The organism is Reyranella sp. (assembly GCF_965279625.1).
Classification (GTDB): domain Bacteria; phylum Pseudomonadota; class Alphaproteobacteria; order Reyranellales; family Reyranellaceae; genus Reyranella.
Genome location: NZ_OZ257251.1, coordinates 706,861 through 727,726, shown reverse-complemented (window position 1 = coordinate 727,726; position 20,866 = coordinate 706,861). Strand labels below are relative to the sequence as shown.

Here is a 20,866-nt window from a genome sequence, read left to right as displayed (position 1 = left end):
TCAGCGTACACAGCAGGTGATGACGATGCAGCGACACCAGGACACGAACGGCAGCGGTCGCTGGCTCGGCCTGCTCGGCGTGTCCGCGCTCGCCATGCTGGCCGGTTGCGACTGGATCGGTGGCTCCACGCCCGTCGGGCCGCCGCCGCGCCCCGGCGTCGAACGCAACGTGGCCCCGTCCGCCAGCATTCCGCCGGCCCCGGCCAACCAGCAATACGATGCGGGCGTCGCCGTCGAGGAGCGCGCCGCCCCTGCGATCGGCTCGATCGTTGCCGGCAAGGGCGGACAGAAGGCCCAAAAGGAGGCCATGGAGAAGGATCAGGCGGAGCGCGACCGCAAGGCCCGCGAGGAGCGGCTCGAGCGCGAAGCCGCCGACAAGGAGGCAAAGGACAAGGAGACCCAGCAGGGTCCGACGCCGGTGGCCGCTCCGGTCGGTGCGCCGCCGGTTGGCGCAGGGACGATCACGTCCGATCAACCGCCGGTCTCCCCGCCGGGCCCCGTCACCGCAGCGCCCATCGCGCCTCCTTCCAGTCCGCCCCCATCCGCTGCGCCCGAGCCTGTGACGCCGGCAGCGCCCGTAACGGCACCAGTCCCGACTGCGCCGGCTGCTCCCGCCGACCCCAACAAGGCGTTCACGCCACCGCCCGACTGGACACCTCCGGCCGCTCCGACTCCTCCGGCCGATCCCAACAAGGCGGAATCGTCGCCGACTGGTGGCGAGCCGATTCACATGACCCATACCGCCCACCGGCCCGCCGACGGTATCATCGCCTCCTAGGTGCCCAAGGAAGAACGACATGGACGACTCCGAATTTCACCGGCTGAAGCGCTTGCCGCCCTACGTGTTCGCGGAAGTGAACGCGATGAAGGCGCGAGCTCGCGGTGCCGGTCAGGACGTCATCGACCTCGGGATGGGCAATCCCGACCTGCCGACCGCGCCTCACATCGTGGCCAAGCTCGCCGAGGCGGCCGCCAATCCGCGGGCTCACGGCTATTCCGCCTCGCGCGGCATTCCGGGCCTGCGCAAGGCGCAGGCTGCCTACTATGCGCGCCGCTTCGGCGTCGATCTGGATCCTGAGACGGAAGTGATCGTGACCCTGGGGTCGAAGGAGGGGCTGGCCAACCTCGCGCAGGCGATCACCTCGCCGGGCGACACGGTGCTGGTGCCCAATCCCAGCTATCCGATCCATCCCTACGGTTTCATCATCGCGGGCGGCTCGGTGCGCCACATTCCGGTGCCGGGCTCGACCTCGATCGACGAATTCCTGCCGGCGCTCGAGCGCGCGGTGCGGCATGCGGTGCCCAAGCCGCTGGCGCTGGTGCTGAACTATCCGTCGAACCCGACGGCACAGGTGGTCGACCTCGACTTCTATGCGGCCATCGTCGATTTCTGCAAACGGCAGGGCATCTGGATCCTCTCGGATCTCGCCTATGCCGAGATCTATTTCGACGGCGTGCCGCCGCCATCGGTGCTGCAGGTGCCGGGTGCGCGCGACATCGCCATCGAGTTCACCTCGATGAGCAAGACATACTCGATGGCCGGCTGGCGCATGGGCTTCGCAGCCGGCAACAAGACGCTGATCCAGGCGCTGACCCGCATCAAGTCCTACCTGGACTACGGTGCCTTCACGCCGATCCAGGTGGCGGCCACGGCCGCCCTGAACGGGCCGCAGGACTGCATCGAAGAGGCGCGCAATACCTACAAGGAGCGCCGCGACGTGCTGATCGAGGGGCTGCGCGGCGCGGGCTGGGATCTGCCGTCGCCGTCGGCCAGCATGTTCGCCTGGGCACCACTGCCCAAGGATTTCGTCGAGCTGGGGTCGCTGGCCTTTTCCAAGCTCCTACTGACACAGGCCAACGTGGCGCTGTCGCCGGGTATCGGCTTCGGCGAGCATGGCGACGCGCATGTCCGCATCGCGCTCGTCGAGAACAAGCACCGGATCCGCCAGGCCGTGCGCAACATAAGGCAGGTGCTGGCCGACCCGGGCCGGTCCATCGACCTCTATCTGCGCGGTGTTGGGGACAATATCACACCGATCAAGGCTCGCGCCTGACCCTTTCCTGTCGTATCAGGCGCCCATGAATTCTCCTCTCAGGATCGGCATCGCCGGCCTCGGCACCGTGGGTGCAGGCGTGGTGAAGCTGCTGGCCGAACATGGCCGGCTTCTCGCGTTGCGCGGCGGACGGCCGCTCAAGATCGTGGCGGTCAGCGCCCGCAGCAAGGCGAAGAAGCGTGACATCGACCTGTCCGGCTTGCGCTGGGAGAAGGATCCGATGGCGCTAGCGACCGCGCCGGACATCGACGTCGTCGTCGAGCTGATCGGCGGCTCGGGGGGCGTGGCGCGCCGGCTGGTGCAGAAGGCGTTGGCTTCCGGCAAGCATGTCGTCACCGCCAACAAGGCGCTGCTGGCGATGCACGGCGCGGAGCTCGCCGCGGCGGCAGAGAAAAAGCAGTCGATCCTTGCCTTCGAGGCGGCGGTGGCCGGGGGCATCCCGATCATCAAGGCGTTGCGTGAAGGCCTGGTCGGCAACCGCGTGAAGCGGCTCTACGGAATCCTCAACGGCACCTGCAACTACATCCTGACGACCATGCGCGAGACCGGCCGCGACTTCGATGTCGTGCTGGCCGAGGCGCAGGCGGCCGGGTACGCTGAGGCCAATCCTACCTTCGACGTCGACGGAATCGATGCGGCCCACAAGCTCGCGGTGCTGACCGGGGCGGCTTTCGGCGCGAGGGTCGACTTTGCCGGCGTGCATGTCGAGGGCATCCGTCGCGTGACGTCCATGGACATCCAGTTCGCCCAGGAACTCGGCTACCGCATCAAGCTGCTGGGCCTGGCGCGCGAGACGCGCCATGGGATCGAGCAGCGCGTGCATCCCTGCATGGTCGCGCTCGACACCCCGATCGCCCACATCGAGGGCGTGTTCAACGCCGTCGTGGTCGAGGGCGACTTCGTCGGCACGACGATGTTCCAGGGACGTGGCGCCGGGCAGGGGCCGACCGCTTCCGCCGTCGTGGCCGATCTCGTCGACGTGGCGCGCGGGCGGCACATGCCGGCTTTCGTCGTGCCGGCCGACCGGCTTGCGACCAAGAAGGCGTCGCCCATCGATCGCCATGTCGGCGCCTATTACATTCGCCTGATGGTACAGGACCGGCCGGGCGTGATTGCCGCCGTGTCCGGCGCGCTTGCCAAGGAACGGATCTCTCTCGAATCGATGCTGCAGCGCGGCCGTTCGGAGTCGGGCGAGGTGCCGGTGGTGCTGACCACACATGAGACCGAAGAGGCTGCGATGCGCCGCGCCCTGGCGCGCATCGCGAAGCTCGGCGCCGTCGCCGAGGAGCCTTGCGTCATCAGGATCGAGACGTTCTAGAAGGCGCCGGGAGGCGCCGCGGAGGGAATAATGGCCGACACGAAAGAGCAGACCGGAAAGATGGACCGCAACCTCGCGCTGGAAGCGGTGCGGGTGACCGAAGCCGCGGCCCTCGCGGCCTCCAAGCTGATGGGGCGCGGCGACGAGAAGATGGCCGACCAGGCCGCCGTCGACGCCATGCGGACGACGCTCAACTCGCTGGCCATCGAAGGCACCGTGGTGATCGGTGAGGGCGAGCGCGACGAGGCGCCCATGCTCTATATCGGCGAGAAGGTCGGCATGGGCGGCGGTCCGAAGATCGACATCGCCCTCGATCCGCTCGAAGGCACGACCATTACCGCCAAGGGCCTGCCCAATTCGCTCGCCGTCATGGCGATGGCCGAGCATGGCGGGTTCCTCAATGCGCCCGACGTCTACATGGACAAGATCGCCGTCGGCGGCGGCCTGCCCGAGGGCATCGTCGATCTCGACAAGAGCGTGGCGGAGAACCTGAAGGACCTGGCGAAGGCCAAGAAGGTCGACGTCAACGACCTGGTGGTCTGCATTCTCGACCGGCCGCGCCACTCCGACCTCATCGCCAAGGTCCGCGCCGCCGGTGCGCGCATCATGCTGATCGGCGACGGCGACGTGTCGGGCGTGATCGCCACCTCGACCGGCGATTCGGGAATCGACATCTACATGGGCTCGGGCGGGGCGCCGGAAGGCGTGCTGGCGGCGGCGGCGCTGCGCGCCATCGGCGGCCAGATCCAGGGCCGGCTGCTGTTCCGCAACGACGACGAGAAGGCCCGCGCCAAGAAGTGGGGCATCACCGACCTCAACCGCAAATACTCGATGACCGACATGGCCAAGGGCGACGTGATGTTCGCGGCCACGGGCGTGACTTCGGGGTCGATGCTGAAGGGCGTGCGCCGCTTCCACAACGGCGCTGAGACGCACTCGATCGTCATGCGTTCCAAGACCGGCACCGTCCGCTGGGTTTCGGCGCATCACAATTTCTCGGTGAAGACCGGCCTGCCGAGCTGGGCGTAAGCCCGGCTCCGTCGGCCGACGTCCCGGCGCGCTTCTGCCGCGCTTTGGGCTAGGGTGGCCGTATGTCCGACTCATCAAGGATCGAACGCCCGGCCTTTCTGGGCGTCGAGCACTCGCTGACGGGAAAGCGCTGGGCCACCCGGCTCGGCGACGAGCGCAAGGCGCTGGCCATCGCCCAGCGCCATGGCTTGCCCGACGCCATCTGCCGGCTCCTGGCGGCGCGGGAGGTCGGGCTCGACTCGGTCGCGGATTTCCTCGAACCGACCTTGCGCAGGTTCCTGCCGGACCCGTCGCATCTCAAGGACATGGACGCCGCGGTCGAGCGCCTGGTGAGGGCCGTGCAGACCGGCGAACGCATCGTCGTGTTCGGCGACTATGACGTCGATGGCGCCACCTCTTCGGCGCTGCTGCTGCGCTTCTTCCGGGCCGTCGGCGGCAATATCGGCGTCTATATCCCTGACCGCCGCAAGGAGGGTTATGGCCCCAACGCGCCGGCGCTGCTGAAGATCAGGGAGGAGGGCGCTTCCGTCGTGGTCACGGTCGATTGCGGCATCACCGCCTTCGAGCCGCTCAGCGAGGCCCGGCGCGCCGGGCTCGACCTCATCGTGATCGACCACCATATGGCGGAGATCGCGCTGCCCGACGCGGTGGCTGTGGTCGATCCCAACCGACTCGACGACGAAAGCCCGCACAAGCATCTAGCCGCTGTCGGTGTCGCCTTTCTCCTGTGCGTCGGCGTCAATCGCGCGCTGCGCGGGGCGGGCTGGTATGGCACGTCGCGGCCCGAACCCGATTTGCGGCAATGGCTCGATCTCGTGGCCTTGGGCACCGTGTGCGACGTCGTCCCGCTGCTCGGCGTCAACCGTGCGCTGGTCAAAGCCGGCCTCCAGGTCATGGCGCAACGCGGCAATGCCGGTCTGTCGGCCCTGGCCGACGTGGCGCGTATGAAGGAAGCGCCGGAGGCCTACCATCTGGGCTTCCTGCTGGGCCCGCGGGTCAATGCCGGTGGCCGGGTCGGCCAGGCCGATCTCGGCGCGCGCCTGCTCTCCAGCGACGATCCGCACGAGGTCGGCGCGCTGGCGGTGCGGCTCGACGAGTTCAACGCCGAACGCCGCGCCATCGAGCGCGACGTGCTGGACCAGGCGATCACGCGGATCGAAGGGCTGTACGGACCGGACCGCAAGGACCTGCCATCGGCGCTTCTGGTCGAGAGCGAGGGCTGGCATGTCGGCGTGATCGGCATCGTGGCCAGCCGCCTGGTCGAACGGTACGGCCGGCCGGTCTTCGTGATCGGCATGGACGGCGCCATCGGCAAGGGGTCGGGACGCTCGGTGCGCGGCGTCGATCTCGGCGCGGCGGTCATCGCGGCGCGCCAGGCGGGGCTGCTGGTCAACGGCGGCGGCCATGCCATGGCGGCCGGATTGACGGTGGCGCGCGACTCGCTGCCCGAATTGACGCGCTTCCTGGACGAGCGGATCGGCCCGCAGCTGGGTATCGCACCGCCGGTTCGGGAACTGGGAATCGACGCGGCGCTGGCACCGGCGGCGGCCACGCGGGAACTGGTCGAGATGATCGAGCGTGCCGGACCGTTCGGTGCCGGCAACGCCCAGCCACGCTTCGCCCTGACAGGGGTGCGGGTGAGTTACGCCCAGCCGGTGGGCGAGGGGCATGTTCGCTGCACCCTGGTCGGCGCCGAGCGCGGCAGGGTCGATGCCATCGCCTTCCGAGCCGGCCAGAGCGCGCTGGGACCCGCTCTGCTCGATTCTGCGCGGCCCGTGCTGCACGTGGCCGGTGCCCTCCGGATCGACCGTTTCGGCGGCCGCGAAACGGTGCGTCTGCAAATCGATGACGCCGCCGCGGCGACCGGCTCTGTGCTCGCTTGATTTTCCCCGTTCAAGCCGGTATTGCAGCCGCTCTTCGGCTTCGTTCCCTTCGTCTAGAGGCCTAGGACACTGCCCTTTCACGGCGGCGACACGGGTTCGAATCCCGTAGGGAACGCCAAGCTCTTCAATGGCTTGGCCTTGCATTAGCGCTGCGGCGCTTCTCCAGACACTAGCCGACAAGTAGTCACGGCCACCGGCGCTGCCGTCTTGGCATCGGGGAGCAACGCGCTCTGACGACAGCATTAACGCGACCGGCACTTTCGGTGCTGGCGGCGAGAGAGAGACGCACCAACCATACGCCCCTGAACTCAAGGGCGGCCGCGCCTGAAAGGGTTCGGGGACCGGTACTGCCCTCGGCACCGGCATCGGCATGTTTGCCGACGCGAGAGTTCGGGCCGATCTGGTCACCAATTATCCGTCGTTGCGCGAAGGCATGATCGTCGGTGCAACTATTTCGACCATATCAAGATGCTGATCGTCAGGAGGTCGCCGCTGGCGGACACCCAGGCAAGGGCGCTGATCGACAAGGGTGGGGACCTGACCGCAATCCTCGGGGCGCGCGAGCCGATCCGTATGGGGAGCATGTCCGGCATGGTGACCCAGGTGACTCCGGCGAACGGCGGCCTGGCTCATCAAATGCCTCGAACGGCAAGCCTGAGGAGCCGTGGCCCAACAGCGGGGAGATGATCTCGATGCCTCAGGTCCAGACCGCGGCGGGCAAGGCGTCCTTGGCGACGCTGAAGCCCGGCGATATCGTAACCACCGTGTGGACGCATCAGACGGCGATTGCAGTGAATTTCATCCGCTGAACCGCCGCCCTCTCGGGCCGGAACTTGCAGAGATGTGGCGTCTGGCCTGAGAAAGCGTGGGAGCACCACCCAATCGCCTTGGAGGCGGGAATGTCTGCGAAGAACGATAGCGGCGCGGCGATGGAAAAGCTCAAGCGCAAAATCTACGAGAAGGAACTGCGCGCTCTGCAGGTCGAACTCTGCCGGCTGCAGGACTGGATGAAGGTCTCCGGCGAGCGCGTTGTCATCGTGCTGGAGGGCCGCGACGCGGCCGGCAAGGGCGGCGTGATCAAGGCGCTGACCGAGCGCGTGAGCCCGCGTGTCTTTCGTGTCGTGGCGCTTCCAGCGCCCTCGGACCGCGACAAGTCCCAGATATACATCCAGCGCTACGTTGAGAGGCTTCCGGCTGGCGGCGAGATCGTGATTTTCGACCGGAGCTGGTACAATCGCGCCGGTGTCGAGTACGTGATGGGTTTCTGTACGCCTGAGCAACATCAGCGCTTCCTCGATATCTGTCCCGCCTTCGAGAAATTCGTCATCGAAGGGGGGCTGCGGCTCATCAAGATCTGGCTCGAGGTCGGGCAGGACGAGCAGGATCGGCGCTTCAGGGCGCGGATCGAGGATCCGGTCCGGCGATGGAAACTGAGCCCGATGGATATCCAGTCCTATTCGCGCTGGTATGACTATTCGAGGGCGCGCGACCTGATGTTCGAATATACGGATACCGAACATTCGCCCTGGCACATCGTCCGTTCAGACGACAAAAAGCGGGCTCGGCTGAACGTCATTTCTCACGTCCTGGCTCAGATCCCTTACAACAAGGTCGATCACCCCCACGTGAAGCTGCCGCCGCGTTCGGAGAAGCGGGCGTACGACGACATCGCATCGATCGCCGACCGCCGCTACGTCACCGAGAAATTCTAGAGCGTCGAGCAACTCCTGCAAGGCGCCTTCAGCGGCCATAGCGGCTCGAGGTCGAGGCCGGCTGCGTAGGACTCGGCTGCCGCGTCGACGGAGCCGATCAGGCCCCAATGCAGCCGCACCGTTTCTGACTTGTCGCCCGACAGGCTCTTGATCAGGCCGGCATTGCCTTTCTGTCCTGAAGCGACGCGCAAGGACGAGGTGTCGCCGCTCCGGCAGTTGAACTCTGTGCCCGCGGCAGGGCAGCGGAAGTTGGCGCTCTGCGCCTAGGCGCCGGCGGAAAAGGAGCCGACCAACAGAGCCGACGGCATGAACGCCGCCGAGAGTGACGGCTTCATTTCGCGCCAGCCACGCGCAGGAGAACCGGCTCGGCGCGCCACGAGGTGGGGAAGAGGCGCTTCAGCCCGTCGATCTTGGGGAGATCGAAGCGCGCGATGTAGGGGTTGGCCGGATGCAACGTCGCGTAGTCCTGGTGATAGGCCTCGGCGGCGTAGAACGGCGCGGCATCGTTTAGCTGCGTCACGATCTTCTTCGGGAAGACACGCGCCTGGTCGAGCTGGGCGATATAGGCCTCGGCAATGCGCCGCTGCTGGGGATCGGCGAGGAACAGGGCCGAGCGATACTGCGTGCCCACGTCCGGGCCCTGGTGGTTGAGCTGCGTCGGGTCGTGCGCCACGGAAAAGAAGATCTGCAGGATCTGGCCGTAGCTGATGACCCTCGGATCGAACGTCACCTCGACGCTCTCGGCATGGCCGGTCCGGCCCGACGTCACCATCTCGTAGACGGCCTTGTCCTTCGGCCCACCGGCATAGCCGGAGACTGCACGGCTCACGCCCTTGGTGTGCTGGTAGACGGCCTGCACACCCCAGAAGCAGCCGCCCGCCAGCACGGCCGTCTCCGACGCGGCGTCGGCCTTGCGCTCGTCCAGCGCAGGCGGCGGCACGACGACCATCGCCTCCTGTGCCCAGGACGGCGCCGAAGCGAGAAAAGTCGCTGCCAGCACGGCGAAGCCGGAAAGACGGAGGATGCGACGTCGGCTTCGATTGTTGCGGATATTTCGATTATTGCGAATATCGGTCATGAATCGTTCCTTCCTCAGGCGGAGGCTGCCGCAAAAACCATTGCCACGCCGTTCATGCAGTAGCGCAGCCCGGTCGGCTTCGGCCCGTCGTCGAAGACATGGCCGAGATGGCCGCCGCACTGCGCGCAATGGACGGAGACGCGCTGCATGAAGAGCGTGGTGTCTGTCTCCGTGCCGACCGCTTTGTCGAGAGGCGCCCAGAAGCTGGGCCAGCCGGTGCCGCTGTCGAACTTGGTGGCCGACGAGAACAGCGGAAGCTGGCAGCCGGCGCAGGCGAAGGTGCCCTTGCGGTGCTCGTCGTTGAGCGGGCTCGAATAGGGACGCTCGGTGCCCGAGCGCCGCAGCACGCTGTACTGGGCCGGTGTCAGCAGAGTCTTCCATTCAGCATCGGTGTGCGACACCTTGAACGATCCTCCGGCAGCAGCGGGTTGCGTACGGGAGGACAGAACGGCGAGCAGGGCCACGGCGCCGACACCGGCCCCCAGCTGCAGGACGCGCCTTCTGTTCGACAGAATGGGAATCGACATGGTTGGCGTCCTCCGAGCAGCGAACAGGAACACCCTCGATGTGGGGCCGGTCGTCGCCGGGGCCAATTGACTATATCGCGAGGTCGCCGTTACCCGGCCAGGCCTATTTCCGTCTGTATGAGTCTGAGCCGATGCGGACCTTGGAGCCGTCTTGCTCCTCATATGTCAGGACCCATTCGACGCCGAGGCGGCCGTCGTTGAAGTAACCCGTCCAGGACGTGATCGACGTGCAGTCCACCGACGCGTTCTTCCAGCGGACGGTGTAGGAGATGCGAGGGCCATCCATCCAGCCGACGATGGGGAAGGCAATGCCACCGCATTTGTAGCCCGGCGCGTTGTTGGCATAGGTCCCGGCAACGCTCCCGTCGGTACCGACCGACCGGATGACGAGAACGGATCCGTGATCGTTTGCCCAGGTCCCCGTCACGGAAGGTGATTGAGCGGCCGCCTGTTGCGGGACGAGGCCAAGGGCAGCCAGGGAGAGGCCCAGGATCGAGGCGAGACGTTGGCTCATTTACGGTCCGTATGATGTTTGTCGGGCGCCAGTGCATCCCAACTCGTTCGATCTTTCCAGTGAAAACTAGCCGGGCCAATGTCCATTCTATATCACTCCAGGACAATCGAACGGTGCATCGGCAGACATGACGGCTCCTCTTACCAATCGCTGGGCACAGTTGCTGGCCGGCATCGTCTGCATGGTGATGATCTCCAGCCTCCAACATGGCTGGACCCTCTTCGTGCATCCCATCAACGTGAAGTACGAGTGGGGGCGTGCGGCCATCCAGGTCGCCTTCACGATCTTCATCCTGAGTGAAACGTGGCTGGTGCCGTTCGAGGGCTGGGTGGTCGACAGGTTCGGGCCTCTCCCGGTCGCGCTCACCGGCGGCGTGCTGGTGGCCATCGCGTGGAGTCTGAACTCGGTCGCCGACTCGCTGCCGTTGCTCTATCTCGGCGCCGCGCTGGGCGGGATCGGTGCGGGCTGCGTCTACGGCACGTGCCTCGGCAATGCGCTGAAATGGTTTCCCGACCGTCGCGGGCTGGCCGCCGGACTCACGGTCGCGGGGTACGGCATCGGGTCGGCGCTCACGATCATCCCGATGCATCATACGATCGACCGCTACGGCTATGAGGCGGCATTCCTCTGGTTCGGCCTGGGACAGGGCGTGTTGGTCTGCCTCGCGGCGCTGGCGCTGCGCAAACCCGAGGCCAGCACCCTGGCGGCGATCCACGAGCGGCTGCCGCACGCGCAGCACGATCACACGCCGCGCGAGGTGCTGCGTTCGCCGCTCTTCTGGGTCCTGTTCGTGATGTCGCTGCTCGTCACGTCCGTCGGACTGATCTTCACCGCCAATCTCGCGGGCATCGCCCGCAGCTTCCAGGTGGCCGACGTGCCGGTCAGCCTGCTGGGCCTGACCCTGCCGGCGCTCACCTTTGCGTTGGCCCTCGACCGCGTCACCAACGGCATCGCGCGGCCGCTTTGTGGTTGGCTGTCGGACTATATCGGGCGTGAGAACACCATGTTCTTTGCGTTCACGCTGGGCGCGTTGAGCATCCTGGCCTTCGCCCGCTGGGGGCATGATCCGGTGATGTTCGTGCTGCTGGCCAGCCTGGTGTTCTTCGCCTGGGGCGAAGTCGCCAGTCTCTTTCCGGCGACCTGCACCGACTATTTCGGCTCGGGCTATGCCACGACAAATGCCGGCATGCTGCACACCGCCAAAGGCTTCGCGGCCATGCTGGTGCCGTTGTCGGACACCCTGGTGCGCGCGACCGGCGACTGGCAGATGGTCTTCGCCATCGCCGTCGGCGCCAACGCCGTCGCGGCCGTGCTGGCCATCGCCGTCCTGCGCCCGATGCGGGCGGCGTGGCTGCGGCGTGAGGCGTAGAGCCGGCGCTACTCCGGCTTCAACAGGCCGCTTTTCGCCAACTCCTCGATCGCGGCGTCTTCTTTTTGCAGGAAAACGGTGAGCTGCTGCGGGGTGAGCGACTCGGTCTCTGCGCCGAGATCGTTCAGTTTCTCCTTCACGGCAGGATCGCTTAGGGCTCCGGCCACGGCGTCGTTCAGTTTCCTCACGATGTCGGCCGGCGTGTCGGCCGGCGCCATGAGGACGATAGGCGTGGTGCTGGCGAAGTCCTTGACGCCCATCTCCTGAAGGGTCGGCGTATCTGGAAGCTGGCCGGCACGGCGCGCGGTGGTCACGACGATGACGCGCAGGCGGCCGCCGCGGACATGGCCGATCGAGGCCGGCACCTGGTCGATCACGGCGTCGATCTGGCCGGCCAGCAGGTCGTTCAGGGCCAGGCCGTTGCTCTTGTAGGGAATGATGTTGAAGCGCACGTCGAGCGCCTTCTGGAGCTGCAGCAACGCCAGATGGTTGGTGCTGCCATTGCCAGGATGACCGATCGTGAACTTGCCCGGGTTGGCGCGCAGGTAGGCGAGCATGGCGGGCCAGTCGCGGATCGGGTTGTTGGCGTTGACCACGATGTCCATCGGCGACGTGCTGAGCAGGGCAACCGGCGCAAAGCTCGCCAGGGTGTAGGGCGGCTTGCCGCCGGTCATGCGCGGGCTCACGAGGAACGTTCCGGTCGAGCCCAGGACCAGCGAGTAGCCGTCGGGCGCCGACTTTGCGACCGCCTCGGCACCGATCGCGCCGCCGGCGCCGCCGCGATTCTCGACGATCACCTGCTGACCCAGCCGCTTGGCCAGCGCCTCGGCGAAGAGACGGCCCGTGAGATCGGCATTTCCGCCCGGTGCGAAGGGCACGACGAGCCGGATCGGCTTGTCGGGATAGGCGGCCTGCGCGAAGGCGTGGCCGGCAGGCAAAGCCGCCAGCAGGGCCGTGATCGTCGTGCGTCGCGTGACCGACTTCATGTCGTGAAACCTCCCGTTACCGTCTAGTGTTGCCGCATGATAACCGGGGGCAGGCTGGGCGCACGCGCCGTCATCGTCGGAGCCGGCATCGCAGGCCTCGCGGCGGCGGCTGCGCTCGCATCGTTCTTCGAAACGGTCGAGGTCTTCGACAAGGACGAGCTTCCGGACACGCCGCATCCGCGAAAGGGCGTTCCGCAGGACCTGCAGGTACACATCCTGCTGAAGGGTGGTGAACTCGCCCTCGAGAGCTTGATACCGGGTACGCGATCGGCGCTCCTGGCAGGCGGCGCGACGGAGGTACGGCAGACCGAAGACGTTTCGATCTGGGAGCGGGATGCCTGGCACGCAGCGCGTGATCTCGGGCACAGCCAGCTCATGATGAGTCGCCCCGCGTTCGAGCGAGTCCTGCGACGGCAGGTCCTGAGACTTGGCAATGTCGCGATCCGAGATCGCACGCCGGTCGAAGCGCTTCCGTCCAACGCCGACCTGACCGTCATCGCGACGGGGCGAGGCGACAGGCTGCTGGCGCAGGTGGAGGTTCCCGAGACGGTGCTCGGAATCGAGGTCAGCTACAGCTCGGCCCGCTTTGCCAAGCCAGCCGGCTTCCGTGGCGAGCGCCGGTTCATCGCCTGCATTCCACAGCCTCCGGACGACCGCTACGGGCTCGTCTGCCCGGTCGAGAATGACGAATGGCTGATCACCTTGTGCAGCCGCTTCGACAACAGGGTGCCGGACGATCTCGATGGGTTCCGCGCTTGTGCCGAGGCGCTGCCGGTGCCCGACATTGCCGACCGTCTGCGCGAGGCCGTGCCGTTGACGCCAGTCCGCAGCTATCGCATCGCCGAGGCGCGGTGGCGGCATTTCGACCGCTCGACGGGTTTGCCGCCGCGCGTGCTGCCGATCGGCGACTGCATCTCTAGCTTCAATCCGACCTTCGGCCAGGGCATGTCGGTCGCGGCCGGCCATGCCGTGGCCCTGCGCGACGTTCTTGCGATCTGGCGGGGAAGCCTCGACGGCGTGGCCGCGGCCTACCTGCCGCGGGCGGCCGAGGTCAGCCGCCAGGCCTGGGCGCTCGCCGCCATGGTCGATCTCGAATATCCCCGCACCGCGGGAGAGCGGCCTCCGAACTTCGACAAGATCGTATTGGGCACAGAGGCGATGCGGCGGGCCGCCGTTCTGCATCCGGAGGTCCAACTCCTGCGCTTCGAGATCGGCAATCTGGTGAAGCCGGACTCTGCGGCACGCAGCGGGCCGGCGGCGCGGCTGGTCGCGCGAGAGATGGCCCGGGCTGGAGGACGCACGCGTGAGCGGTAAGGGACTGCCTGATCTCGAAAGCCTGCGGCGCCAGATGTGGGCGCGCCAGAAGCAGGCGAGGGCGGCCGTGCGGGCCTACAACCGCGCCTCGTGGATCCGGTTCGCCCTCGTGTTCATCCCGGTGCCCCTGGTCGTCGTGACGTTCCGCCTCTATCTCGAGGCCTGGCACTATTACATCCTGGGCGGTGCCTTCATCTTCTTCGCGGGCCTGCTCTACGTACTCGACGACCGCGCGGCGGACCGGCGGGAGGCGGCGCTCAAGGCCGCCAGGATCGCGCGGGCGACCTATCAGGAAGCGCGATCAGCGGCGCAACCTTAGAGCCGATTGCGTGCCGTGCAGCGGCATTTGTCGACCTGGTGCAGCTCGACCATGTTGCCGCACGGATCGTTGAGGAACAGCTGCAACGAGTCGGGGCTGGTGAGACCTTCGATCGCCCAGTACTTCACCCCCATGCGCTCGAGTTCCTGGCGGCTTGCCACGACATCGGCCACGGCCAGCGCGATGTGCGGGAGCGTCGGGTCCTGGCCCGGCCCCTTGGCCACGGGCGAGGGCTGGTTGCCGCCGAACAGGTGAATCTGGCCCACTTCGCCGACATTGATCCAGAGGCCGGGGATGCCGGGAATGGTCGGGCGGCCCCTGTCGCGGTGCAGTCCCAGCACGTCGCTGTAGAAACTCGCCGTGTCTTCCAGCTTTTCCGCGCCGGTGTCGAGCCGGTAGCCGGTGTGATGGATTTCCAGAACCTCGATTGCCATTTCGCTTCCTCCATTATCTTCTTGCCCGCCGGCCGATCAGCAGGATCAGCGGGATCGCCATCGCCGAACAGGCCGTGTAGAGACCGAAGGCGTTGATGTAGCCGATCATGGCCGCCTGGCGGCTGATCTCCTTCGACAGTTTCGCAAGGCCGGACACGGTCTCGTAGTCCCAGCCGCCAGTCACCCAGGGCAGGGCCAGTGCCTTGTTGTAAGGATTCACCAGCTCGACCATGCGGCTGTAGTTGGTGCTGGTCGCCCGCACGATCTCGGCAACGCAGATCGAGATGAAGAAGCTGGAACCGATGTTGCGCAGCAGGTGATAGACCGCCGTGCCCTCGGCCAGGTTGGCCCCGCTCATGTTCGAGAAGGTGACCAGGGTGAGCGGCACCCAGATCACGCCGACAGCGACACCCTGCAGCAGGCTGTTGAGCATCAGCGTATTCATGTCGACATTGAGATCGATCGCCATCAGCCAGACACCTGACAGGGTCTGCAGCAGGAAGCCCGCGATCAGGCCGATTCGGGGGTCCATGCGGCCCACGAAAATGGCGAGGAAGAAGCCGATGGTGGCGCCGACACCGCGCGCCGCGATGACCTCGCCGATCAGCGAATCGGGAAAGCCGGCATGCTGCTGCAAGAGCGGCGGCAGCAGCACCATCGGCGTGAAGTTCAGCATGCCGTAGATCAGCACCAGCACGAGACCGAGCGCATAGTTGCGGTCGAGCAGGAGTTTCAGGTTCAGGAATGGCCGCTCGGCCGTGAGGCTGTGGGCAAGGAAGATCCAGAACGAGACGACGGCGATGAAGGCCTCGATCTGGATCTCGGTCGAGTCGAACCAGTCGAGCCGCTGGCCGCGCGACAGGACGAGCTGAACGCAGGCGATGGCGATGGAGAGGGAGAGGAAGCCCGTCCAGTCGAGGCTGGTGCGGCCGGTCGGCCGGTCGTAGGGCAGGGTGAGGCGCAGGCCGACGAACGAGATCACGCCCACCGGTACGATCATGTAGAAGGCCCAGCGCCAGCTATAGATTTCGGAGAGCATGCTGCCGACGGTCGGGCCGATCACCGGGCCGATGACGACGGCCATGCCGAAGATCGACGTCACGAGGCCCTGCTGTCGCTTCGGGAAGGTGTCGAGCAGGATGGTCTGCGACAGCGGGATCACGGGCGCGCCCAGGGCGCCCTGCAGGACCCGCCACAGGATCAGCGTCTCCAGCGAATCGGCCAGTCCGCACATCAGGGTCGTGAGGGTAAAGGCCAGCACCGACCAGATCATGGTCTCGCGCCGCCCGAAGCGCGCCGCCAGCCAGCCCGTCATCGGCGTCGCGACGGCGGTTGCCAGGATGTTGAAGGTCATGGCCCAGGCGATCTCGTCCTGGGTCGCCGACATGGTGCCCTGCATCTGCGGCAGCAGGGTCGAGGCGATCAGCAGCGTGGTCGCGTAAAGGGTCGAGCCCAGGACCACCATGACGAGAATCAGGATGCGCTTGCCGAGCGAGGTCTCGACCTCATCGGCAGCAGGCTGGGCGGCGTCGGCAGTGGTGGCGCTTGAACTCATGGCCTGGGCTATTGTAGCCTAGACAACAATCTTGAGCGAGCCGCCTTGGGTCCCGATGACGACGAATATATCGGCTACGTGCTATCGGACGTTGCGCGCCTGATTCGCACCGTGTTCGACCGGCGGGTGCGCGACATCGGCCTGACCCGCGCCCAGTGGCTGGTCCTCACGCGGCTCTATCGCCGGCCCGGCGCCAGCCAGACCGAACTCGCCGACATGCTCGAGATCGATCGCGCCAGCGCCGGCCGCATGATCGACCGCATGCAGAAGAACGGCTGGGTCGAGCGCCGCGCCGACCGCGACGACCGCCGCGTCAATCGCCTGTTTCTCACCGCCGACGCCCGACGCGCGCACACGGACATGTGGGCGATCGCCGAGGCCACCGTCGACGATGCGTTGGCCCCGCTCTCCGCGGTCGAACGCGAGCAGTTCACGCGTTTCGCGGCGCGTGTGAAGGGGCAACTCCAGACGATGGCGGGGGCGCACGGAACATGAGCCGCCGCCCGGTGCCCGTCCTGCGGTTGGTGCTGCTGCTCGCTGTGCCGTTGCTGGCGGCCGGCGGCGCGGGCTGGTGGTGGCTGTCGGGCGGTCGCTACGTCGCGACCGACAATGCCTATGTGAAGGCCCATATCGTCCAGATCGCGCCTGAAGTTTCCGGCCAGGTCAGGCGGGTCCTGACCCGGGATCATGCCTCGGTCGAGGCCGGCGCCCAGCTGTTCACCATCGAATCCCGCCCGTTTCGTCTGGCTCTCGACAGCGCCGAGGCCGAGCTCGATTCGGCGCGAGCCCATGTCGAGAACCTGCGCGGCATCTGGCGGGAGGCGGTGGCCGAACTGGCCGACGCGGAGGCCCGTGCCGACTATTTCCAGCGTCAGGCCCAGCGCCAGGAAGAACTGGCGCAGAAGGGTGTGGCCTCCGCCAGCAAGCGCGACGAATCGCAGAACGAAGCGCGCGCCGCGGCCGATCGCGTATCCACCGCGCGCGAGAAGCTGCGGCGCGTGTTGGCGGCGCTGAACGGCGACCCTCAGCTGGCGGTCGAGGCGCATCCGCTGGTGCGGGAGAAGACGGCGGCCCGCGAGCGCGCGGCACTCGATCTCGCCCGCACGACCATACGCGCCCCGGTCGACGGCGTGGTGGTTAACATGCGCCTGCAGCAGGGCGAGCAGGTCAAGGCGGCGACGCCGCTCTTCTCGCTGGTGGTGCTGAGCCGGCCCTGGGTCGAGGCGAACTTCAAGGAGACCGAGCTGACCCACGTGAAGGTCGGGCAGAAGGCCACCGTGGTGCTCGACACCTATCCCGACGTGACCTGGGAAGCGCTTGTCGAAAGCGTGAGCCCGGCCACAGGCGCGGAGTTCGCGATCCTGCCGCCGCAGAATGCCAGCGGGAACTGGGTCAAGGTCGTGCAGCGCCTGCCGGTGAAGCTCCGGCTGCTTCCCCATGTCGGAGAACCGCCGCTGCGTGCGGGCATGACCGCGACGGTGAAGATCGACACCGGCCGCCAGCGAGATGTCGGGAGCCTGTTCGGTGGCACGAAGGACGCTTCGCCGGCACCCGCGTCACCGCCGCACGACGTCACGGCGCAGTCGAAGTAGTGTCATAGGAGCGCGCCACTCCAGTGGCGCTAATGATCATGATGCGCCACTGGAGTGGCGCGCTCCAATGATCAACCGCACGCCAGCGAATAGATGTGCTGGACCTCGCCGGGCAGGGGCATTGCCTGCCAGGTCCTGCCGGCATCGCGGGTGCCGAAGATCTCGCCGTCGTAGCGGGCACCGATATAGACCTGACCGGCGTCGGTCGGATGCAGGCCGATCGACATGATGGTGCCGTGCACCTGGACCTTGTCGAAGCGCGTCCAGCTCTCGCCGCCATCCTCGCTGCGATAGAGGCCGCCATCCTGGCTCGCCGCAGCGACGGACAGGGCGGAGTAGAGCGTGTTTGACTCGACGGGCGAGACGCGGATGTCGCGGCCGTAGGTGGTGGGCGAGAAGCGGCCGACCTCCATGTCCTTCCAGGTGCGGCCCTGATCGCCGCTGCGGAACAGGCCCATGCGCACGGCGAGCCACAGCCCGTCGGGATCGGCCGGGTTGATGGTGACGGCATGACCGTCGAGCATGCCTTCGGCCGTCGTGTCGCTCACGATCCGGCTCTTGAGATGCTCCTGCTCGGCGAGCTTCAGGAGGCCCGCGCTGCAATCGGTCCAGGTCTGGCCGAGATCGATGCTGCGCATGACGCCGTTGATCTCGAGCGCGGCGTAGAGTTCGTCGTGGCGCCGGGGATGCTGCACCAGCCGCATGACGCGGGACGCAAAGGGGCCCATGCAGTGCGTGTCGATGGCCGGCGCGGGAAGGGCCCGCCAGGACGCTCCGCCATCGTCGCTGCGATAGAGGCCGATCGGCGAGGCACCGGCGAACACGCGATTCGGATCGCGGGAGTCGACCAGGAAGGACCAGACCTGCCTGCCGGCGTCGGGGAAAGCGGTGCGGCGGAAGGTGGCGCCGCGATCGGTGCTGCGCCACACGCCGTCGTTGGTTCCGGCGAAGACGATCTCCGGATTCTGCGGATGGACGAACACCGTGAAGGCCTGGACGGCGCCCAGCACATGCTGCCAGTCGCCGTTCGCGGTGCCGCGGCGGAAGATGCCGACGCGGCCTTTGTGGTCCGGTTTCCCGAAATAGCCGGCGACGCCGACATAGAGGTTCGACTGCTCGGCCATTTCGGACTCCCGGCTCAGTTCTTCTTGACCAGCGGGCACTCGCTGTCGGCCAGCGGCCGGAACGCTTCCTCGCCGGAGATGGTGGCCAGCAGCTTGTAGTAGTCCCACGGGCCCTTCGACTCGGAGGGCTTCTTCACCTCGAAGAGATACATGTTGTGCATCTTGCGGCCGTCCTGCCGGACATAGCTGGCGCCGAACAGGGGATCGTCCCACTTGGCGGCCTTCATCGCGGCCATCACCTTGTCGGCATCGTCCGTGCCGGTCGACTTGACCGCGTTCAGGTAGGCAAGCGTCGCCGAATAGAAACCTGCCTGCGCGCTGGTCGGCATCTTGCCGTTGAAGCGGGCGGCGAAGCGCTTGGAGAAGGCGCGCGTCTGGTCGTTGAGGTCCCAGTAGAAGGCCTCGGTCAGGTTCAGGCCCTGCGCCCGCTCGAGTCCCAGCGAATGGATGTCGGAGATGAAGACCAGCAGGCCCGCGAGCTTCTGGCCACCCTTGACGATGCCGAACTCGGACGCCTGCTTGATCGAGTTGATCGTGTCGCCGCCGGCATTGGCAAGCCCGATGATCTGAGCCTTCGAGGCCTGGGCCTGCAGCAGGAACGACGAGAAGTCGTTGGTGTTGATCGGATGCTTGACGCCACCGACCACGGTTCCGCCGGCCTTCTTGACGACGGCGGAGACGTCGCGCTCCAGCGCATAGCCGAAGGCATAGTCGGCGGTGAGGAAGAACCAGGTCTTGCCGCCGGCCTTCACGACCGCCGAGCCGGTGCCGTTCGCGAGGGCGGTCGTGTCGTAGACCCAATGGATCATGTAGGGATTGCAGAGCTTGCCGGTGAGGTCTGACGAGGCGGGATCCGGCGCGATGAAGATCTTCTTCTTGTCGCCGGCGACGCGGCCCGCCGCGATCGACGAGGAGGAGGCGCCGGCCCCCATCACCATGTCGACCTTCTCGTTGTCGAACCAGCGGCCGACCGTGGTCGCCGCGACATCGGCCTTGTTCTGGATGTCGCTGGAGACGAACTCGATCTTCTGGCCGAGCACGGAGCCGCCGAAATCCTCGATTGCCATCTGGGTGGCGAGCACCGCACCGGGGCCGTTGATGTCGGCATAGAGGCTCGACAGGTCGGTGGCGACGCCGATCTTGACCGTATTGTCGGAGAGCTGGGCTGCCGCCGGCAGGGCCCAGGCCGCAAGGCAGAATGCGGCCGTGCTCAACAGGTTCCGTCTCATCGTTTCTCTCCCTAGGCTTTGTTATTGAGCGAAGCCTATCAAGGCCCCGGCAATCTGCAAGGCGGAGGAGACATCCAATGATCGAGAAAATTCTGGACATCCCAACCCGGGACGGGGCGATGGAAACCTTCATCTGCCATCCGGAGCGGGGCGGACCCTACCCGCCGGTCCTGTTCCTGATGGATGCGCCGGGCATCCGCGAGGAGCTCTATGACATGGCGCGCCGGCTGGCCACGGTCGGCTACTATGTGATGCTGCCCAACCTCTACTACCGCGCCGGCACCGACACGAAGTACGGGCCGGACGTGCTGAAGCATGGCAGCGACGAGCATGGGCGCATGCGGTCCGTGCGCACCAAGATGACGATCCCGCCGGTCATGGACGACGTGGCGGCGATGATCGCCTTCGCCGATGCCCAGAAGGAATCGAAGAAGGGGCCTGTCGGGACCCATGGCTATTGCATGAGCGGCCCTTACTCACTGGCAGCGGCCGCACGTTTCCCGGATCGCATCGCCACGGCGGCGTCCTTTTATGGCACCTGGCTGGTGAGCGACGCGGTCGAAAGCCCGCATCTGACGCTCGGCAAGGCCGCCGGCGAGCTCTACATTTCGTGCGCCGAGCATGACGAACTGGCGCCGCCCGACATGGTCAAGGAACTGAAAGCGCTGTTCGACAAGTCCGGCGCGAAGGGCGAACTCGAGATCCAGCCGACCGTGCACCATGGCTTCGCCTTCCCGCAGCGCTGGTGCTACGACAAGCCGGCCGCCGAGCGGCACTGGGAGCGCCTGATCTCGCTCTACCGCCGGAACCTCGGCTGACGCCTCGGAGG

Annotated in this window: 21 protein-coding genes and 1 tRNA gene; 13 read left to right on the top strand and 9 right to left on the bottom strand. The window is 66.7% G+C overall.

What is annotated here, in order from left to right:
• Positions 1-25 precede the first annotated feature (25 nt).
• From ACQY78_RS03395 to ppk2, 7 genes are all read left to right on the top strand, one after another.
• A complete protein-coding gene (locus ACQY78_RS03395) occupies positions 26-778 on the top strand; it encodes a hypothetical protein (RefSeq protein WP_428682753.1) in 753 nt (250 codons plus the stop codon).
• Between the two features lie 19 nt (positions 779-797).
• Positions 798-2,054 carry an LL-diaminopimelate aminotransferase gene (locus tag ACQY78_RS03390; protein WP_428682751.1) on the top strand — a complete coding sequence of 419 codons (1,257 nt, stop codon included), beginning with the start codon at positions 798-800 and terminating at the stop codon, positions 2,052-2,054.
• Positions 2,055-2,079: 25 nt separating this feature from the next.
• Positions 2,080-3,372, top strand: coding sequence for a homoserine dehydrogenase (locus ACQY78_RS03385; RefSeq protein ID WP_428682749.1), 1,293 nt, complete (start codon positions 2,080-2,082; stop codon positions 3,370-3,372).
• A 30-nt stretch (positions 3,373-3,402) separates the two neighbouring features.
• The gene (glpX, locus tag ACQY78_RS03380) at positions 3,403-4,401 is read left to right on the top strand and encodes a class II fructose-bisphosphatase (protein WP_428682747.1); all 999 of its coding nucleotides are present in this window, start codon (positions 3,403-3,405) and stop codon (positions 4,399-4,401) included.
• Positions 4,402-4,463: 62 nt separating this feature from the next.
• On the top strand, positions 4,464-6,284 hold the full coding sequence (gene recJ, locus ACQY78_RS03375) for a single-stranded-DNA-specific exonuclease RecJ (protein WP_428682745.1): 1,821 nt from the start codon (positions 4,464-4,466) through the stop codon (positions 6,282-6,284).
• A 42-nt stretch (positions 6,285-6,326) separates the two neighbouring features.
• Positions 6,327-6,402: transfer RNA gene (locus ACQY78_RS03370), tRNA-Glu, on the top strand.
• A 781-nt stretch (positions 6,403-7,183) separates the two neighbouring features.
• Entirely contained in the window at positions 7,184-7,996 is an 813-nt protein-coding gene (gene ppk2, locus ACQY78_RS03365; RefSeq protein WP_428682743.1) for a polyphosphate kinase 2, read from the top strand.
• Here ppk2 and ACQY78_RS03360 read toward each other — a convergent pair.
• From ACQY78_RS03360 to ACQY78_RS03345, 4 genes are all read right to left on the bottom strand, one after another.
• Positions 7,993-8,187, bottom strand: a complete 195-nt coding sequence (locus tag ACQY78_RS03360) for a hypothetical protein (protein ID WP_428682741.1) — start codon at positions 8,185-8,187, stop codon at positions 7,993-7,995. The genes ppk2 and ACQY78_RS03360 overlap by 4 nt on opposite strands.
• Before the next feature lie 140 nt (positions 8,188-8,327).
• Positions 8,328-9,074, bottom strand: a complete 747-nt coding sequence (gene msrA / locus ACQY78_RS03355; protein WP_428682739.1) for a peptide-methionine (S)-S-oxide reductase MsrA — start codon at positions 9,072-9,074, stop codon at positions 8,328-8,330.
• Positions 9,075-9,088: 14 nt separating this feature from the next.
• Positions 9,089-9,601, bottom strand: a complete 513-nt coding sequence (msrB, locus tag ACQY78_RS03350; RefSeq protein ID WP_428682737.1) for a peptide-methionine (R)-S-oxide reductase MsrB — start codon at positions 9,599-9,601, stop codon at positions 9,089-9,091.
• A 103-nt stretch (positions 9,602-9,704) separates the two neighbouring features.
• Positions 9,705-10,115 carry an avidin/streptavidin family protein gene (locus ACQY78_RS03345; protein ID WP_428682735.1) on the bottom strand — a complete coding sequence of 137 codons (411 nt, stop codon included), beginning with the start codon at positions 10,113-10,115 and terminating at the stop codon, positions 9,705-9,707.
• Positions 10,116-10,242: 127 nt separating this feature from the next.
• On the opposite strand from ACQY78_RS03345, the gene oxlT reads away from it, so the two are divergent.
• Positions 10,243-11,484 carry an oxalate/formate MFS antiporter gene (gene oxlT, locus ACQY78_RS03340; RefSeq protein WP_428682733.1) on the top strand — a complete coding sequence of 414 codons (1,242 nt, stop codon included), beginning with the start codon at positions 10,243-10,245 and terminating at the stop codon, positions 11,482-11,484.
• 8 nt (positions 11,485-11,492) lie between these two features.
• On the opposite strand, the gene ACQY78_RS03335 is transcribed toward oxlT, so the two are convergent.
• On the bottom strand, positions 11,493-12,470 hold the full coding sequence (locus tag ACQY78_RS03335) for a Bug family tripartite tricarboxylate transporter substrate binding protein (RefSeq protein ID WP_428682731.1): 978 nt from the start codon (positions 12,468-12,470) through the stop codon (positions 11,493-11,495).
• A 36-nt stretch (positions 12,471-12,506) separates the two neighbouring features.
• On the opposite strand from ACQY78_RS03335, the gene ACQY78_RS03330 reads away from it, so the two are divergent.
• Positions 12,507-13,784, top strand: coding sequence for an NAD(P)-binding protein (locus ACQY78_RS03330; RefSeq protein WP_428682729.1), 1,278 nt, complete (start codon positions 12,507-12,509; stop codon positions 13,782-13,784).
• On the top strand, positions 13,774-14,103 hold the full coding sequence (locus tag ACQY78_RS03325) for a hypothetical protein (RefSeq protein ID WP_428682727.1): 330 nt from the start codon (positions 13,774-13,776) through the stop codon (positions 14,101-14,103). The genes ACQY78_RS03330 and ACQY78_RS03325 overlap by 11 nt, the downstream gene beginning before the upstream one ends.
• On the opposite strand, the gene ACQY78_RS03320 is transcribed toward ACQY78_RS03325, so the two are convergent.
• Both ACQY78_RS03320 and ACQY78_RS03315 read right to left on the bottom strand, forming a co-directional pair.
• Entirely contained in the window at positions 14,100-14,537 is a 438-nt protein-coding gene (locus tag ACQY78_RS03320) for a VOC family protein (protein ID WP_428682725.1), read from the bottom strand. The genes ACQY78_RS03325 and ACQY78_RS03320 overlap by 4 nt on opposite strands.
• A 13-nt stretch (positions 14,538-14,550) precedes the next feature.
• Complete coding sequence (locus ACQY78_RS03315) at positions 14,551-16,092, bottom strand: DHA2 family efflux MFS transporter permease subunit (RefSeq protein ID WP_428682723.1); 1,542 nt, start codon at positions 16,090-16,092, stop codon at positions 14,551-14,553.
• Between the two features lie 45 nt (positions 16,093-16,137).
• On the opposite strand from ACQY78_RS03315, the gene ACQY78_RS03310 reads away from it, so the two are divergent.
• Together ACQY78_RS03310 and ACQY78_RS03305 are read left to right on the top strand one after the other, a co-directional pair.
• Positions 16,138-16,587, top strand: a complete 450-nt coding sequence (locus tag ACQY78_RS03310; RefSeq protein WP_428682721.1) for a MarR family winged helix-turn-helix transcriptional regulator — start codon at positions 16,138-16,140, stop codon at positions 16,585-16,587.
• Positions 16,584-17,684, top strand: coding sequence for an HlyD family secretion protein (locus ACQY78_RS03305; protein ID WP_428682719.1), 1,101 nt, complete (start codon positions 16,584-16,586; stop codon positions 17,682-17,684). The genes ACQY78_RS03310 and ACQY78_RS03305 overlap by 4 nt, the downstream gene beginning before the upstream one ends.
• A 71-nt stretch (positions 17,685-17,755) precedes the next feature.
• Here the strand turns inward: ACQY78_RS03305 and ACQY78_RS03300 are convergent, their stop codons facing one another.
• Both ACQY78_RS03300 and ACQY78_RS03295 read right to left on the bottom strand, forming a co-directional pair.
• A complete protein-coding gene (locus tag ACQY78_RS03300) occupies positions 17,756-18,808 on the bottom strand; it encodes a WD40/YVTN/BNR-like repeat-containing protein (protein ID WP_428682717.1) in 1,053 nt (350 codons plus the stop codon).
• Between the two features lie 14 nt (positions 18,809-18,822).
• A complete protein-coding gene (locus tag ACQY78_RS03295; RefSeq protein ID WP_428682715.1) occupies positions 18,823-20,037 on the bottom strand; it encodes an ABC transporter substrate-binding protein in 1,215 nt (404 codons plus the stop codon).
• Between the two features lie 77 nt (positions 20,038-20,114).
• Here ACQY78_RS03295 and ACQY78_RS03290 point away from each other — a divergent pair, with 77 nt between their 5' ends.
• On the top strand, positions 20,115-20,855 hold the full coding sequence (locus tag ACQY78_RS03290; RefSeq protein ID WP_428682713.1) for a dienelactone hydrolase family protein: 741 nt from the start codon (positions 20,115-20,117) through the stop codon (positions 20,853-20,855).
• Positions 20,856-20,866: the final 11 nt, after the last annotated feature.